Origin of the sequence: uncultured Serinicoccus sp. (genome assembly GCF_947500995.1) — a bacterium.
GTDB lineage: Bacteria > Actinomycetota > Actinomycetes > Actinomycetales > Dermatophilaceae > Ornithinicoccus.
In genome coordinates, this window is the sequence record NZ_CANMUA010000002.1 from 145,207 (window position 1) to 159,459 (window position 14,253).

Annotated in this window: 14 protein-coding genes; 2 read left to right on the forward strand and 12 right to left on the reverse strand. The window is 74.8% G+C overall.

Annotated elements, in window-relative coordinates:
* Position 1: 1 nt before the first annotated feature.
* The 7 genes from Q0967_RS03765 to Q0967_RS03795 form a co-directional block, all read right to left on the reverse strand.
* Positions 2-751 (reverse strand): DUF3159 domain-containing protein, encoded by a 750-nt coding sequence (locus tag Q0967_RS03765; RefSeq protein WP_298746625.1) that lies wholly within the window; start codon positions 749-751, stop codon positions 2-4.
* The gene (locus Q0967_RS03770) at positions 751-1,662 is read right to left on the reverse strand and encodes a DUF3710 domain-containing protein (RefSeq protein ID WP_298746622.1); all 912 of its coding nucleotides are present in this window, start codon (positions 1,660-1,662) and stop codon (positions 751-753) included. The genes Q0967_RS03765 and Q0967_RS03770 overlap by 1 nt, the downstream gene beginning before the upstream one ends.
* Positions 1,663-1,669: 7 nt before the next feature.
* Positions 1,670-2,164 (reverse strand): dUTP diphosphatase, encoded by a 495-nt coding sequence (gene dut / locus Q0967_RS03775; protein WP_298746620.1) that lies wholly within the window; start codon positions 2,162-2,164, stop codon positions 1,670-1,672.
* 58 nt (positions 2,165-2,222) lie between these two features.
* Positions 2,223-2,522, reverse strand: a complete 300-nt coding sequence (locus Q0967_RS03780; RefSeq protein ID WP_058891338.1) for a DUF4193 domain-containing protein — start codon at positions 2,520-2,522, stop codon at positions 2,223-2,225.
* Positions 2,523-2,664: 142 nt separating this feature from the next.
* Positions 2,665-3,531, reverse strand: coding sequence for an inositol monophosphatase family protein (locus tag Q0967_RS03785; RefSeq protein ID WP_298746610.1), 867 nt, complete (start codon positions 3,529-3,531; stop codon positions 2,665-2,667).
* Complete coding sequence (locus tag Q0967_RS03790; RefSeq protein ID WP_298746607.1) at positions 3,531-4,778, reverse strand: ferrochelatase; 1,248 nt, start codon at positions 4,776-4,778, stop codon at positions 3,531-3,533. Before Q0967_RS03790 ends, Q0967_RS03785 begins: the two co-directional genes overlap by 1 nt.
* The gene (locus tag Q0967_RS03795) at positions 4,775-5,449 is read right to left on the reverse strand and encodes a trimeric intracellular cation channel family protein (protein WP_298746604.1); all 675 of its coding nucleotides are present in this window, start codon (positions 5,447-5,449) and stop codon (positions 4,775-4,777) included. Before Q0967_RS03795 ends, Q0967_RS03790 begins: the two co-directional genes overlap by 4 nt.
* Positions 5,450-5,521: 72 nt before the next feature.
* Here Q0967_RS03795 and sepH point away from each other — a divergent pair, with 72 nt between their 5' ends.
* The gene (gene sepH / locus Q0967_RS03800; RefSeq protein ID WP_298746602.1) at positions 5,522-7,126 is read left to right on the forward strand and encodes a septation protein SepH; all 1,605 of its coding nucleotides are present in this window, start codon (positions 5,522-5,524) and stop codon (positions 7,124-7,126) included.
* A gap of 101 nt (positions 7,127-7,227) precedes the next feature.
* Here the strand turns inward: sepH and Q0967_RS03805 are convergent, their stop codons facing one another.
* From Q0967_RS03805 to Q0967_RS03820, 4 genes are all read right to left on the reverse strand, one after another.
* Complete coding sequence (locus tag Q0967_RS03805) at positions 7,228-7,965, reverse strand: thymidine kinase (RefSeq protein ID WP_298746600.1); 738 nt, start codon at positions 7,963-7,965, stop codon at positions 7,228-7,230.
* Positions 7,966-8,075: 110 nt separating this feature from the next.
* Positions 8,076-9,272: an alkaline phosphatase family protein gene (locus Q0967_RS03810; RefSeq protein ID WP_298746597.1), complete on the reverse strand. Its 1,197-nt coding sequence runs from the start codon at positions 9,270-9,272 to the stop codon at positions 8,076-8,078.
* On the reverse strand, positions 9,269-9,847 hold the full coding sequence (locus tag Q0967_RS03815; protein WP_298746594.1) for a DUF5998 family protein: 579 nt from the start codon (positions 9,845-9,847) through the stop codon (positions 9,269-9,271). The genes Q0967_RS03810 and Q0967_RS03815 overlap by 4 nt, the downstream gene beginning before the upstream one ends.
* A gap of 12 nt (positions 9,848-9,859) precedes the next feature.
* A complete protein-coding gene (locus Q0967_RS03820) occupies positions 9,860-12,526 on the reverse strand; it encodes a GNAT family N-acetyltransferase (RefSeq protein WP_298746591.1) in 2,667 nt (888 codons plus the stop codon).
* 68 nt (positions 12,527-12,594) lie between these two features.
* Between Q0967_RS03820 and Q0967_RS03825 the strand changes: the two genes are divergently transcribed.
* Positions 12,595-13,236, forward strand: a complete 642-nt coding sequence (locus Q0967_RS03825; RefSeq protein WP_298746588.1) for a nitroreductase family protein — start codon at positions 12,595-12,597, stop codon at positions 13,234-13,236.
* On the opposite strand, the gene Q0967_RS03830 is transcribed toward Q0967_RS03825, so the two are convergent.
* The gene (locus tag Q0967_RS03830; RefSeq protein WP_298746585.1) at positions 13,223-14,215 is read right to left on the reverse strand and encodes a PfkB family carbohydrate kinase; all 993 of its coding nucleotides are present in this window, start codon (positions 14,213-14,215) and stop codon (positions 13,223-13,225) included. The two genes, Q0967_RS03825 and Q0967_RS03830, sit on opposite strands and share 14 nt — an antisense overlap.
* Between the last annotated feature and the right edge of the window lie 38 nt (positions 14,216-14,253).

Here is a 14,253-nt window from a genome sequence, read left to right on the forward strand (position 1 = left end):
CCTAGCGACCCTGGCCCGGGTCGATGGCCGCGGTCCCGCTCGCCTCGTCCTGCGGCTGCGCGGCGGTGCGTCCGGTCGCCAGGATCCACCCCATGACGACCACGGCCAGCAGGTAGGCCGGCCAGCTCAGCACGATCTTGCTGATGCCCAGCCACGCCACCTCGCCGGCGAGGTAGAGCGGCAGCATCACGGCCACCCGCACCGCGAAGAGCGCGACGAGGACCCAGGTGAGCCGGGCGCAGACGGCCACCAGCCCGGGGTCGCGACGCCAGGCGCCCGGTCGCTCGGCGAACTGCGGGTCGCCCACGGCCACGAGGAAGCCGACCAGCGGCCAGCGCAGCACGATGCTCAGCAGGGCCCCGACGCCGTAGAGGGCGCTGGCGAGGATGCCGGGCAGGAAGGCGTCCTGCGCCTCGCCGGAGCGAAGCGCGAAGAAGGCGGCGATGGCGGTGGCGAAGATCGCCGAGCCCAGGAAGCGCCACGACCCACCGACGAAGCCGCGGACCACCGTGAGCACGACCAGCAGCGCGGCCGCGGCGACCACGGCGGGCCGCACGGCATCGGTGAGGAGCCACGTGGTGACGAAGGCCACGGTGGGCAGGGCCGTCTCCAGCGAGCCGTACCACCCGCCGAGGGCCTCGCCGATCCGGCGGCGGATCACCTGCTCGACGGTCTCCTCGGGGGTCGCCCCCGCCGCGGTCTCCGACGCCGTGCGGCGCTCGGGACCCTCGGGCGCGGTGGGAGGGGCCATCAGGTGAAGTCGGGGTTGCGGGGGGCCTGCGGGGCGTCCGTGGGGGCCGGCTCCGGCGCACGGTGGCGGGGCGGCTCGGCGGCGTCGGTGGCCGCCGTCCCGCCCAGGCCCACGCCGGCGACCGCGGTCGCGTCGGTGGAACCCCCGGCGGTGGGGGCCTTGTGCAGGGCGTCGGCCGCCGCGGCCCGGCGGGCCTGCGCCTGCTTCTCCCGGCGGGCCCCGGCCTCCTTGGCGACCGCCTCGGCGAAGCCCTTCGGGGGCGTCAGCGTCAGGACCTCGCGGGGTGGGCGCGGCTCGTCGCCGCGGTCGACGACGATCCGGCGCACGAAGGCGAGGATGCCGCGGGCCTGGTTGTCGTCGGAGGCCGCCGGGCCCCCGACCACGACGCGCAGGAACCACCGGGGCCCGTCGACCCCGAGGAAGCGGGCGGGCTGGTAGGCGACGCGACCGTCCGGGGCGCGGCCGGGCATACGGGCCCGCAGCTCCTTGCCCATGCGCCCCTCGACGGTCTCGGCGGCGCCGCCGGAGTCGACCAGACCCCGGGCGATCTCGGCGCGCAGCTCGTCCCAGATGCCCTCGGTGCGCGGCGCGGCGAAGACCTGGACCTGCGCCTGCGAGGCGCCGAAGCCCAGGGTGGCGCCGATGACCCGGCCCGAGCCCTGCTCGATGTCCAGACGCATCTGCATCCCCTTGACCGACGGGATGCGCAGGGCGCCCAGGTCGATGCGGCCGTCCAGCTCGCGCCACTCGGAGATGTCGTAGGGGCCGTCCTCGGCCCGGACCCAGTCGCGGTCCACCCCGGGCTCCCCCTCGGCGGGCTCGGGCCGCACGACGGCCTCGTCCCCGCCGTCGAGGTCGAGCAGCTCCTCGTCGCTGAGGCGGTTGGTCTTGCGTCGGCCAAAGAGTGCCACTGGTGGCTCAGTCCTTCGAGGTCGGCCCGGCCGTGGCCGGGAGGGTGGTGGAGGTGCCGGTGTGCCCGTGCCCGCCGGCTCCGCGCGGGGAGTCCCCCAGGTCGTCGACCACCGTGAAGACGGGCCGGACGACCTGCTGGACCACGAGCTGGGCGACGCGGTCGCCCCTGCGCAGGTGCACCGGCTCCTGGGGGTCGGTGTTGAGCAGGTTGACGAGGATCTCGCCGCGGTAGCCGGAGTCCACCGTCCCCGGGGCGTTGACGATGGTCAGGCCGTGCCGCGCGGCCAGCCCGGAGCGGGGGTGCACGAACGCGGCATACCCCTCCGGGACCGCGACGGCCACGCCGGTCCCCACCAGGACCCGCTCGCCCGGCCCGACCTGCACGTCCTCCCGGAGGTGCAGGTCGACCCCGGCGTCGCCGTGGCGGGCCTGGACGGGGACCGGGAGGTCCGGGTCCAGGCGGCGCAGGGCGACGGCGACGGTCTGGGGCTCGGGCTGCATCGTCACCGAGGGTAGTCCCCGGTCCGTCCCCGGACCGAGCGCGGCGGGCGCACGGGGCTCAGGCCGCGCACTCGGTGCAGACCGGCAGCCCCCCGACCTCCTTGGCCAGCTGGCTGCGGTGGTGCACGAGGAAGCACCGCGAGCAGGTGAACTCGTCCTGCTGGCGGGGCAGCACGTGCACCGACAGCTCCTCGTTGGACAGGTCCGCCCCCGGGAGCTCGAAACCCTCGGCCTGCTCGGTCTCGTCGACGTCGACACTGCCCGAGGACTTGTCGTTGCGCCGTGCCTTCAGCTCCTCGAGGGAGTCCTCGTTGAGCTCGTCGTCATTCTTGCGTGGGGCGTCGTAATCAGTCGCCATCTCGCCTCTTTCACCTCTGAAGTCTCTCTCGTCGTGCGTGAACGCCGAGGCCTGCGATTTTGTGCCCGCGGGAGACGCGGCGCTCGCACGTGTCGCGCGGATTCTGCCCTATCGGTGCGCCCGCCCGTGCACGGGTATGCCGTCAGTGCGGGTCCGCGCTGGTCAGGCGGACGATCTCGGCCCGCAGGAGCGGCTGCAGCACCGGGTTGGCGGCGACCACGAGGTCGGTCGACGCCGGGCTGCCCGGCTCGGCGCCCGAGGCGACCCCGCCCGCCTCGCCGAGGATGACGAGACCGGCGGCGACGTCCCAGGGGTGGGTGCCGCCCTCGAAGTAGCCGTCCACGCGACCGGCCGCCACGTGGCACAGGTCGAGCGCGGCCGCGCCCATGCGGCGGATGTCCCGCACCCGCGGCAGCAGGTCGGCAACCACGGCCGACTGCGTCCGGCGCACCTGCCGGTCGTAGGAGAAGCCGGTCGCCAGCAGGGCGCCGTCCAGCGTCGGCTGCCCGGCGACCGCGAGCGACCGGGTCCGGCCGCGCGAGGTGAGCCGGGCACCCCCACCGAGGTGGGCGTGGAAGACCTCGTCGGTGCGCGGGTTGACGACCGCGCCGGCGACCGGCGCCCAGGCACCGGGGGTGCTCGGGTCGCCCACGACGACGGCGACGGACACGGCATACGCGGGCAGGTCGTAGAGGTAGTTGACGGTGCCGTCGATGGGGTCGACGACCCAGCTCAGCCCCGACGTGCCCTCGGTCAGCCCGTCCTCCTCGCCGAGGATGCCGTCGTCGGGGCGGGCCTGCGCCAACCGCTCGCGCAGCAGCGCCTCGGCGCGGGTGTCCATCTCGGTGACGACGTCGAGGTCGGTGCTCTTGGTGTGCGCGACCCCGAGCCCGTCCGGTCGCTCGTCCCGGATGAGCGCGCCGACCTCGTCGACCAGCGCCACGGCGAGGTCCTCCAGGGCGGCCCGGGCGTCCGCGCCGACGGTGGACGCGTCCGGGGCGGCCGCCATCAGTCGCTCCCGCAGGCAGCCGGCTTGGCGACCCTGAGGTTGGGGCAGCAGCCCGGCCGGCAGATCGCGGGACGCACCTCGCCACCGGGCCAGGTGGGGGTCGCGGGCTCCTCGCCCCGCGCCTGCGCCGCCCGTTCCAGGGCGAGATCGACCAGCCCCATGACGAACTCGGTGTCCGTGCCGACGGTGGGGACCCGCAGCAGGTCCATCCCCAGCTCCTCGGCGGTCTCGGCCGCCTCGGTGTCGAGGTCGAAGACAACCTCCATGTGGTCGGAGACGAAACCGATCGGCGCCAGGACGACGCTCTCGACGCCGCGCTCCTTGAGGACCCGAAGGTGGTCGTTGACGTCCGGCTCGAGCCAGGGCTGGCTGGGCGGGCCGGAGCGCGAGCAGTAGGTGAGGTCGTGCTCGACCTCGGTACCGAGCGTCGCGGCGGTCTCCGCGGCGATGGCGGCGGACAGCTCGAGGTGCTGGCGGGAGTAGAGGTTGCCCTCGTCGTCCCCCGGGCCGGAGGTGTCGTCCATCGAGTTCGGCAGCGAGTGCGTCACGAAGACGAGGTGCGGCACGACGCCGGTGGCCTCGTAGCGCTGCCGGGCGGCCTCGCCGACGATCCGGGCGTTGGCGCCGGAGAAGCCCGGGTGGTTCCAGTACTGCCGGATCTTGTCGACGTGCACCTCCTTGCCCTCCTCGCGCAGCTCGATCTGGGCGCCCGCGATGTCCTCGCGGTACTGCCGGCACGAGGAGTAGCACGAGTAGGCGCTCGTCGTCACCGACAGCAGCCGCGTCATGCCCTCGGCGTGGGCCTCCCGGAAGGCGTCGGCCAGGAACGGCTCGGAGTTGCGGTTGCCGAAGAGCACGGGGATGGCCAGCTCCCGGCGGGCCAGCTCGGCGCGGATCGCCTCGATGAGGGCACGGTTCTGGTCGTTGATGGGGCTGCGGCCGCCGAAGTGCAGGTAGTGCTCGGCCACCTCCTCCAGCCGCTCGTCGGGGATCCCGCGGCCGCCGGTGACCCGGCGCAGGAAGGGCATGACCTCCTCGGGGGCCTCGGGTCCGCCGAAGGAGGTGAGGACGATGGCCTGGTAGGGGAAGAGGTCGTGCTCCTCGGTCTCCTCCAGCGTCTCCTCGAGCTCGGCCACGACCTCGTCGGTGGCGGCCTGGTCCACGGTCCCGTCGGGGGCAGCGGCGTCCGGTGCCGACGCGACGGACGGGTCGGTGGGGTCGGTGGGGTCGGCGAGCGGGTTGCTCATGCGGCTTCTCCTCGGGAGGGGACGGGGGTCGGGGCGTGCAGGTCGAAGACGATCGCGGCCACGCGGATGCCGAGCACCAGCAGCAGCGTGGCCCAGATGACGAGGTAGGACAGCGCGCCGAGCTCGGCCGCCACCACGACCACCGCGGCACCGAGCAGGGCGGGCACGGCATACAGGTCGCGGCGCAGGACCTCGGGCACCTGGCCGACGAGGACGTCGCGGATCATGCCGCCGCCGACCGCGGTGATGCCGCCGACGAAGACCGCGGCGAGCGGGGGCGCGCCGAGCGTGACGGCCTTGAGCGCGCCGGCGACGGCGAAGGTGGCCAGGCCGACGGCGTCGAGGTACTTCACCGACTGGCTGATGCGGTGCAGCCGCAGCTTCGGGCGGTGGCGGGAGAGGTCGACGAAGACGCCGTGGAAGGCGAAGACGACCAGGCCGGCGGCGAGGACGGTCACGACGTACCAGGGGTTGCTGATGCCGTCCGGGGGTACGTCGCCGAGGAAGACGTCGCGGATGATGCCACCGCCCAGGCCGCTGACCCAGGCCAGCACGGCGACGCCGAAGAGGTCGAGCCGCGCGCGCACGGCCACCAGCCCGCCGGACAGCGCGAACACGAAGATGCCGACGAGATCGAGGGCGAGACGCACATCGGCGGAGGCGGCGATCATGACCCCGTCAGGGTATCCCGCGCGGCGTGCCCTCCCTCGTGCGGTCCTGGCGGGGTGGCAGAGTGGTCGACCATGCAGCAGCTCCAGTTCGTCGAGCTCGACGAGGGTGGTCGTCTGGTCCTCACCGACGACGACGGGAGGCAGTATGCCGTCCGGGTCGACGACCGCCTGCGCGCCGCCCTGCGGCCGCGTCCCCGGCAGACCGAGGGCGGCCCGGCCGGTCGCTCGGTCACCCCGCGCGACGTGCAGGCCATGATCCGCGCCGGTCAGCCGGCCGAGGACGTCGCCGCCTCCACCGGGTGGGAGCTGGACCGGGTGCGCCGTTTCGAGGGGCCGGTCGTCGCCGAGCGCGAGCACGTCGTGGGCCTGGCGCAGCGGGCCCCGGTCCGGGCCAGCGGACGCACCGACGGGTCGCACACCCTGGAGCGCCGCGTGCGCGAGCGGCTGCAGAGCCGCGGCGTGGACCTGACGGCCGTCAGCTGGGACGCCGCCCGGGGCGAGGCGCACGAGCCGTGGACGGTCATCGTGGCCTTCATGGCGGGGGGTCGCGAACGGCGGGGTGCCTGGCACTACGACGTGCGCTCGCGCTGGGTCGAGGCGCTGGACGACGAGGCCCGCTGGCTGAGCGAGGACGAGCAGTCCCTCCCCGGCGGCCTGGCCGGACACCCCCTGCTCGGGGGCCACCACGGCGAGGACGAGGCGGCCGCCGACCTCATGGCCACGATGCGCGAGCGTCGCCAGCGGCGGGCCAAGGGCCGCCGCGGGGGGAGCCGCCAGACCGCGGAGGACCCGAGCCACGTGCCCGGCCAGCAGGAGATGCCGGACGAGGTGCTGCCGCTGGAGGACCTGCCCTACGACCCGGACACCATGGGTGACCCCCCGGCCGCGCACCCCCGGGGGTCGGCGCCGGAGGCCGCGGCGCCCGTCGGACCGGACGAGGACGAGCCGCTCGAGGACGGTGCCGGGGACGACGCGCCCGACGGCGACGCCCAGGACGAGGTGCTCGTGGAGATCGTCGAGGAGGCGCCCGCCGGGGACGCCCACGAGGCTGTCACCACCGCACCGACCGAGCCGGAGGTCGCCCCGGAGCCCGTGTCGCCGGAGGAGGCGCAGCGGGCCGTGGGTCGGTCGCCGGGTCGACGACGCCGACGGCTGCGGCTGCCCTCGCTGAGCGCCGAGCAGCAGGAGGAGCAGGACGAGCCCGAGGTGACCTACGCCCGGACCCGGCACGACCCGCGCGAGGTCACCTTCGACGAGTTCTTCGGGATGGAGGACGAGGAGGACGAGGCCCCGCAGACGACCTACCGGCAGCCGGACGTCGCGGCGCACGAGGGCCGTGCCGCCGAGGACGACCCCGACGCCGACGACCCTGCGGCCGAGGTGCAGGCCGAGGAGGTGCCCGCGGACGAGGCTCCGGCCGACGAGGTGCCCGCGGACGAGGTGCCCGCGGACGAGACTCCGGCCGACGAGGTGCCCGCGGACGCCGAGGACGACCCTCTGGACGAGGTACCGGCGGACGTGGAGGCCGACGAGCCCCCGGCCGCCGAGGCCACCGAGGAGCAGCCCAGCGGGTCCGACGAGGAGTCGAGCGCGACGAAGGCCGCCGGCCGCAAGGGCCGCACGAGCGTCCCGAGCTGGGACGACATCATGTTCGGTTCGCGCCCGCCCCGCGGCTGACCCCGACCGCGGAAACACCGCCCCGGCCACACAACCACGGTCACCCCAGCCACCCGCACACCCCCGACCGGGGAATCACCGCCCCGGCGACACGACGACGGTCAGGAGGGCGGCCGGGTCGCCTCGTTCACCGGCAGCGGGCACAGGTCGAGGTCGAAGGGCAGCAGCTCGGGGGACAGCGAGGCCGAGCGCGCTGCCGCGGAGTTCATCCGGCGCATGTAGTGGCGCCGGCAGAGCACCTCGTACTCGACGACGCTGGCCGCCGCCCCGTCGTCGCCAGCGCCGTCCTCACCGTCGCCGTCGTCTCCCCCGCCGACGTCGCCCACGACCACCTGCTCGCCCTCGACCACCATGTGGCCGTCGACGACGCGGGCGTTGACCGTGGCCGGCTTGCCGCACCAGCACAGGGCGCGGACCTGCAGCTGCTCGGTGCGGTCGGCCAGCTCGATGAGCCGCCGTGACCCGGGGAAGAGCTCGGTGCGGAAGTCCGCGGTGATGCCGAAGGCATACACGTCGATGCCCATCTCGTCGACGAGCCTCGCCAGCTGCTCGATCTGCACGGGGCGGTAGAACTGGGCCTCGTCGCAGACGAGGTAGTCGATGGCCCGTCCGTTGGTGCGCTGCTGGACGACGAGGTCCCAGAAGTCCAGGTCGTCGTTGACCTCCAGGGCGTCCTTGGTCAGCCCGAGCCGGGAGGAGAGCACCGCCGCCCCGGACCGGTCGTGCTGGGTGAAGAGCAGCCCGCCGCGACCCCTCTGGTGGTGCGTGTGGTCCATCTGCAGCGCCAGGGTCGACTTGCCGCAGTCCATCGTTCCGGTGAAGAAGACGAGCTCGGCCACCCCGGCAGTCTACGGAACGCCGTGGGGGCCCGGACCCGGTGGCCGCCCGGACGGCCGCCCCGGTGACGTCCGGGGCAGGGGTGCGCCGGTGGCCACGGCCGGCGGGAGGCTCAGGTCGTGGCGACGAGCAGCGGGATGCCGGTCTCCGCCGGGGTGATGGAGCCGTGGTGGCCACGCAGCCGCAGGACCTCGGGGCGCAGCGTCCGGGAGTCCAGCATCGTGGCCGGTCCGAGCATGGCCACGACCGCCTCGCCGATGCGGGTGTCGTAGCCGTCGCGGACCGGCCCGAACCAGCCCGCCCCGATCGCCTCCTCACGCGTGAGGACCAGGGCCGACTCCCCCAGCTCCTCCCGCCAGGCGGCCACGACGTCGTCGACCGCCCCCGGGCGGCACCAGGCCTGCGGCGCCCGCGGCTCACCGGCCAGCAGCTCCACCCCGTCCGCCAGCTCCGGCTCCAGCGCCAGGTCGCGGCGGTGCTCGTGCGGCGCCTCGACCATGCCGTGGTCGGCCGTGACGACGACGACGGTGTCCGCCGGCAGCCGTCCGAGCAGGTCCGCGACCCAGGCGTCGAAGGTCTCCACCGCCTCACCCCACTCCAGGGAGTCCGGGCCGTGGACGTGGCCGGCCTTGTCGATCTCGTCCCAGTAGGCATACGCCAGGGCCCGGCCGCGCCGCCCCGCCTGCGCCATCGCGTGCAGGACCCCCTCCGTGCGACCGGCGTGGTCCGCGGCCCCGATGAAGGCGCCACCGCGCAGCGCCGCCCGCGTGAGCCCGGAGCCGGCGTAGGCGGGCTGGGAGACGGTGCTCATCGACACGTCCCGGCGTCCGGCGTGCTGCAGCAGGGTGGGCGACGGCTGGTACTCGTGCGGGTCGGGCCCGTCCTTCCACGCCAGGTGGTTGAAGAGGCGGCCGCGGTGGTTGGTCTGCCACCCGACGATGCCGTGCCCGCCTGCCGCCCGACCCGTGCCGAGCGTGGTCAGGCTGGTGGCCGTCGTCGACGGGAAGCCGCAGGCGAACCCCTCCGGCCCGGGCAGGTCGGGGGTCGGCAGACCGCTCAGGGTGCGCGCGTGCCCGCTGCCCCGCCGCAGCTGGTGGACGCCGAGCCCGTCGGCGAGCACGACGACGACGCGACGGGTCCCGGGCAGCGCCCACCCGGCCGGCTCCACCCCGTCGGGCAGGTCGCTCACCCCCAGGGCGCGCAGCGCTGCCGGCAGCACGGAGGCCAGCCCGGTGCCCGGTGCGGGTGGCTGGTATGCCGCGGCCGCCGTGGCGACCAGGTCGGCGGCGGGGCCCTCGGCAGCGCTCATCGACCCAGGCGGCCGGAGAGCTCGCTGGAGAAGATCAACGCCTGCTCGAGCCGCTCGACGCCGTGCGCCTCTGCGGCGATGCGCAGCGACAGGTCGTCGCTGGAGACGGTGCCCTCGTAGCCGTGGTCCCCCTCGCACTGCGGGTCGTCGCAGACCGCCGGCAGCAGGTCGACGCGGGCGACGGCGCCCCAGCCCAGGGTGAGGGTGATGCCGCGGCCGGCGAGGCTGCCGTCGTAGTGCTCCGGGTCGACCAGGGTGTGCGTGAGCATGACGCCGCGCACCGCGCGCAGCGGCACGGTCTCGCTGGTGGCCGTGGCCATCCGCTGCCCCTCCGGGCCCTCGTGGTCGTCGGCGTGCGCGATGACGAGGCGGCGCTCGGTCAGCACGAGGACCGTGAGGTGGTTGCGGACCGCCATCTCGTCGAAGGTCGTCTCGTCGTGGACGAGGTGGGTGACGACGTGGTCCTTGCCGACGGCCGTGACGACGACGTCGTGGACCACGGCGGGGAGGTATCCCGCCGCGTCGATGTCGGCGACGAGCGAATCGGGCAGCGGCGACCTCACACGACGGACCATGGGCCCATCGTCTCAGACGTCGGCGAGCAGCGTCCGCCGCTCCGCGTCGGCCCGGGTCGGGGCGGGCGCGACCCGGATGCTGGCGCCGAGCACCTCGATGCCGTCCTGGTGGGCCATCACCGGGTTGAGCCGCACGTGGGCCAGCTCCGGGTGGTCGTCGGCGAGCATGGAGACGCGGGCGACGAGGTCGTGCAGGGCGCGCTGGTCGACCGGCATGGCGCCGCGGTAGCCGTCGAGCAGCGGGGCCGCCTTGATGGAGGTCGTGAGCTCGGCGATGTCGACGTCGGTCAGCGGGGGGAAGCGGTGCGCCTCGTCGCCCAGCAGGTCGATGGGCAGCCCGGCCACCCCGAAGCCGACGACCGGCCCGAAGAGCGGGTCCTCGACCGAGTTGACCTCGACCGGGACGCCGTCCGGCGCCATCTGCTGCAGCGCGATCCCGTCCGCCCCGAGCGGGTCGATGAGCGCCTCCAGGTCGCGGTATGCGGCGCCGACCGCCTTGGGGTGGCGCAGCCCCGTGCGCACCCAGCCCCGCCCGGGCTGGTGCTGCAGCAGCGGCGAGGTCGCCTTGAGCACGACGCTGCCGCGCAGCTTCTGGTATGCCTTGACCGCCTCCGCGTCGGAGTGCACGGGGACGACCGGCCAGACCTCGATGCCGTAGGCGCCGAGCACCTCCTCCACCTGCTCGCGGGAGAGCTCGACCCCACGGGGCTGCCGGGCCAGGGCCGCCTCGATCACCGCGCCGGCGCGGGCGCGGTCCAGCCCGTCCAGCCGCACCCGCTCCCCCTGGTCGCGGCGCCGCCACTGCGCGTAGCGCACGGCCGCGGCCAGGGCGCGGACGGCGTCCTCGGGCATGGGGTAGGTGGGGACGCCGGCGCCGGGGGTGACGCCACGCATACCGAGGAAGGTCGCGACGCAGGGCTTCTCGTGCCCCGCGACCGCCGCCGCCACGGCGTCGACCACCTCGGGGTCGATGTCGGCGACCGGCGGGATGAAGCAGGCGACGAGCGCGTCGACGTCCTCCTGGGCGAGCGCCTCCTCGACCACCTCCCGGAACTCCTCGGTCAGCGCCTCCGCGGAGACCGTCACCGGCCCGTGGACGACGCGCAGCCCCCGCGCGGAGACGGCGTCCGCGGCCAGCGACCCCAGCGCGTTGTTGTTGGTGACCACCGCCACCCGGTCCCCGCGCGGCAGCGGTTGGGAGACGAGCAGCTGGGCGACGTCGAAGAGCTGGTGGGCGTTGTCGACCCGGATGACCCCGGACTGGCGCAGCATCTGCCCGAAGGTCTCGGGGCGTTCGTGGGTGAGCCGCACCCGGTGCCCCTGCGGGATGGCGTGCTGCCCGGTGCCCGACTTCACCACGATCACCGGCTTGCTGAGCGCGAGCTTGCGGGCGATCCGGGTGAACTTGCGCGGGTTGCCCATGGTCTCGAGGTAGAGCCCCACGACGGTGGTGTTCTCGTCCTCGGTCCAGTACTGCATGAGGTCGTTGCCCGAGATGTCCACCCGGTTGCCGGCCGAGGCGAAGGTCGAGATGCCCAGCCCGCGACGGCGGGCCGAGGCCAGCAGCGCGATGCCGAGGCCGCCGGACTGGCTGAACAGGCCCAGGCTGCCGAACTCGGGCAGGTGCTCGGTGGCGGCGATGGAGGCGTTGAGCCGGGTCTGCGGGTCGTTGTTGATGAGCCCGAAGCTGGTCGGGCCGAGCACCCGCATGCCGTAGTGGCGCGCCCGGACCAGCAGCTCGTGCTGCAGGGCCCGTCCTTCCGTGCCCGTCTCGGCGAACCCCTCGGAGGCCACGACGAGCGCCTTGACCCCGGCGTCGGCGCACTCGTCCACGATGCCGAGGACCTCCTCGGCCACCACCGCCACCACGGCGAGGTCGACGCCGCCCTCGATGTCGCGGACGGAGGCGACCGCGGGGTGGCCGTTGATGAGGGTGCCGGGGTCGGCGGCGTTGTTGACCGGGTAGACGCGACCGGTGAAGCCCCCGGCGACGATGTCGTCGAAGAAGGCGCGGCCGATGGTCGAGGGACGCCGGCTGACCCCCACCACGGCGACCGACTCGGGGTGCAGCACCGCCCGCATGGACCGGACCTCGGAGCGGTGCTCCCGGGAGGTGCGGACGGCCCGGGATGCCTCGGTCGGCTCGATGTCGAAGGACACGGCGATGACCCCGTCGTCGAACTCGTGTGAGACCTCGAAGCCGGCGTCCCGGAAGACGCCGATCATCTTGCGGTTCTGCGGCAGGACGTCGGCGACGAAGCGGGTCACCCCGCCCTCGCGGCCGATGTCGGCCAGGTGCTCGAGCAGGACCGAGCCGATGCCGCGCCCCTGGTGGTGGTCGGAGACGTTGAAGGCGACCTCGGCCACCGTCCCGCCGGGGGTGAGCCGGTCGAACCGGCCGATGCCCACCAGGTCGTCGCGGACGTACATGACCAGCGCCACCCGGTCGGCGTAGTCCACGTGGGTGAACCGGTGCACGTCCTTGTCGGAGAGCCTCTTGATGGGGGCGAAGAAGCGCAGGTAGATCGACTGCTCGGACTGGGCCTCGTGGAAGCGGTGGATGGCCTCGGTGTCGTCCGGTCGGATCGGCCGGACGTGGGCCACCCGGCCGTCGGACAGGACGACGTCGGCCTCCCACTCGTGCGGATAGCCCGGGGGCAGCTCCTCGGCCTCGCTCATGGCTCCACTATCCCATCGGGGGCGGCACCGGGTCCGGATCTGTCGGTGGCCCGTGCCACGATCGAGGTATGGAGCTCGGCGAGGTGGTGCGACGGCGGCGGATGGTCCGGGCCTACGACCCCGGGCGTCCGGTACCGCCGCAGGTGCTCACCCGCGCGCTGGAGCACGCGACCCGCGCACCCAGCGCCGGCTTCTCCCAGGGCTGGGACTTCGTCGTGCTGACCTCGGAGGAGGAGCGCGGACGGTTCTGGTCCGCGGCGACCGACCCGGCGGCCCGCGCCCGCATGGACCCGTGGCTGCGCGGGGTGATGAGCGCCCCCTGCCTCGTCGTGTGCCTGTCGGACAAGCAGGCCTACCTCGAGCGCTACGCCGAGGCGGACAAGGGCCGTACGGACCGCGACGAGGCCCGCTGGCCGGTCCCCTACTGGGACGTCGACACGGGGATGGCGGCGCTGCTCATGCTGCTGACGGCCGTCGACGAGGGGCTGGGCGGGCTCTTCTTCGGGGTCCCCGGGGAGCGGGTGGGGCAGACGCTGACCGCGCTCGGGGCCCCGGCCGACCGCCGCGTCGTGGGGGTCGTGGCGATGGGGTATGCCGCCACGGACCGCGACCGCCGCTCGCCCTCCCTGCGCCGTGGTCGACGGCCGGTGGCGGAGGTGGCCCACCGCGGGCGGTTCGGCACCCCGTGGGAGGAGGTCAGCGGGCCCTGAGGAAGGCGTCGACCTCGTCCGCGGTCGGCGACGTCGCGGGGCCGCGCCGGGTGACCTTGACCGCCGCCGCGGCGTTGGCGCGGCGCGCGGCCTCGACCCAGGGCAGACCGTCCGCGACCCCGGCGCACAGCACCCCGGTGTGCGTGTCGCCGGCGCCGTTGGTGTCCACCGCGGTCTGCGGGAAGCCCGGCACGAGGGTCGAGGTCTGCTCCGCCCGGACGACGCAGCCCCGGGGCCCGTCCCGGACGACGACGACCGCCCCGGGCGCCAGCCGCTCGGCGACGGCCTCGGCGAGCGCCACGAGGTCGGCCCCGTCCTCATGCTCTGCCCCGGCAGCCGCGGCAGCCGCGGACGCAGCGGGCTCCGGCGCGGGGCCGCCGGTGAGGTCGCGCGCCTCGGCGGCGTTGGAGGTCCACACCGTCGTCCGGGCGAGCACCCGGTCCACGACGTCCGGCTCGAAGGTGGTGAAGGGCGCTCCGGGGTCGAGCACGACCTGCACGCCCCCGGGCAGGTCCTCGAGCCAGCCCAGCAGCGGGTCGCGGGTGGGCGGCAGCAGCGTGTAGCCGGACACGCAGACGAGGTCACCGTGCGCGGGACCGCTCGTGGCGAGGGAGTCGCGGGTGATGCGGCGCTCCGCCGCCCGGGTCGTGACGAAGGTCCGCTCGGCGCTGGGCTCGACGAGCACGACGCACTCCCCCGTGTCGAGGTCGGCCACCGGGGGCGCGCTGGCCTCGATCCCCTCGGCGGCGAGCACGTCGCGCACGAGGTCGCCGTTCGGCCCGGTCCCGACCGCGCCGGCGAGCACGGCCAGCCCGCCCGAGCGCGCGGCGGCGACGACGATGGTGACGGCACCACCGGCATACCTGGTCGCGCTGTCGGCCATGACGTTGCCGCCGCGCTCGGGCAGCGTGCCGACCTCGAGCACGAGGTCGACCATGGCCTGGCCGGTGTGGATGACCCTGCGGGCGGGCGACGACATGGGACGTACCCTGCCACGCCGGCGCACCGCATACCCTC

What these genes read in the sequence shown, in the direction of transcription:
- Q0967_RS03815 (WP_298746594.1), bottom strand. Translation starts at nt 9,847, where the DNA reads ATGGTCCGTCGTGTGAGGTCGCCGCTGCCCGATTCGCTCGTCGCCGAC.
- Q0967_RS03765 (WP_298746625.1), bottom strand. Translation starts at nt 751, where the DNA reads ATGGCCCCTCCCACCGCGCCCGAGGGTCCCGAGCGCCGCACGGCGTCG.
- Q0967_RS03825 (WP_298746588.1), top strand. Translation starts at nt 12,595, where the DNA reads ATGGAGCTCGGCGAGGTGGTGCGACGGCGGCGGATGGTCCGGGCCTAC.
- dut (WP_298746620.1), bottom strand. Translation starts at nt 2,164, where the DNA reads ATGCAGCCCGAGCCCCAGACCGTCGCCGTCGCCCTGCGCCGCCTGGAC.
- sepH (WP_298746602.1), top strand. Translation starts at nt 5,522, where the DNA reads ATGCAGCAGCTCCAGTTCGTCGAGCTCGACGAGGGTGGTCGTCTGGTC.
- Q0967_RS03780 (WP_058891338.1), bottom strand. Translation starts at nt 2,522, where the DNA reads ATGGCGACTGATTACGACGCCCCACGCAAGAATGACGACGAGCTCAAC.
- Q0967_RS03810 (WP_298746597.1), bottom strand. Translation starts at nt 9,272, where the DNA reads ATGAGCGCTGCCGAGGGCCCCGCCGCCGACCTGGTCGCCACGGCGGCC.
- Q0967_RS03785 (WP_298746610.1), bottom strand. Translation starts at nt 3,531, where the DNA reads ATGGCGGCCGCCCCGGACGCGTCCACCGTCGGCGCGGACGCCCGGGCC.
- Q0967_RS03790 (WP_298746607.1), bottom strand. Translation starts at nt 4,778, where the DNA reads ATGAGCAACCCGCTCGCCGACCCCACCGACCCCACCGACCCGTCCGTC.
- Q0967_RS03795 (WP_298746604.1), bottom strand. Translation starts at nt 5,449, where the DNA reads ATGATCGCCGCCTCCGCCGATGTGCGTCTCGCCCTCGATCTCGTCGGC.
- Q0967_RS03830 (WP_298746585.1), bottom strand. Translation starts at nt 14,215, where the DNA reads ATGTCGTCGCCCGCCCGCAGGGTCATCCACACCGGCCAGGCCATGGTC.
- Q0967_RS03820 (WP_298746591.1), bottom strand. Translation starts at nt 12,526, where the DNA reads ATGAGCGAGGCCGAGGAGCTGCCCCCGGGCTATCCGCACGAGTGGGAG.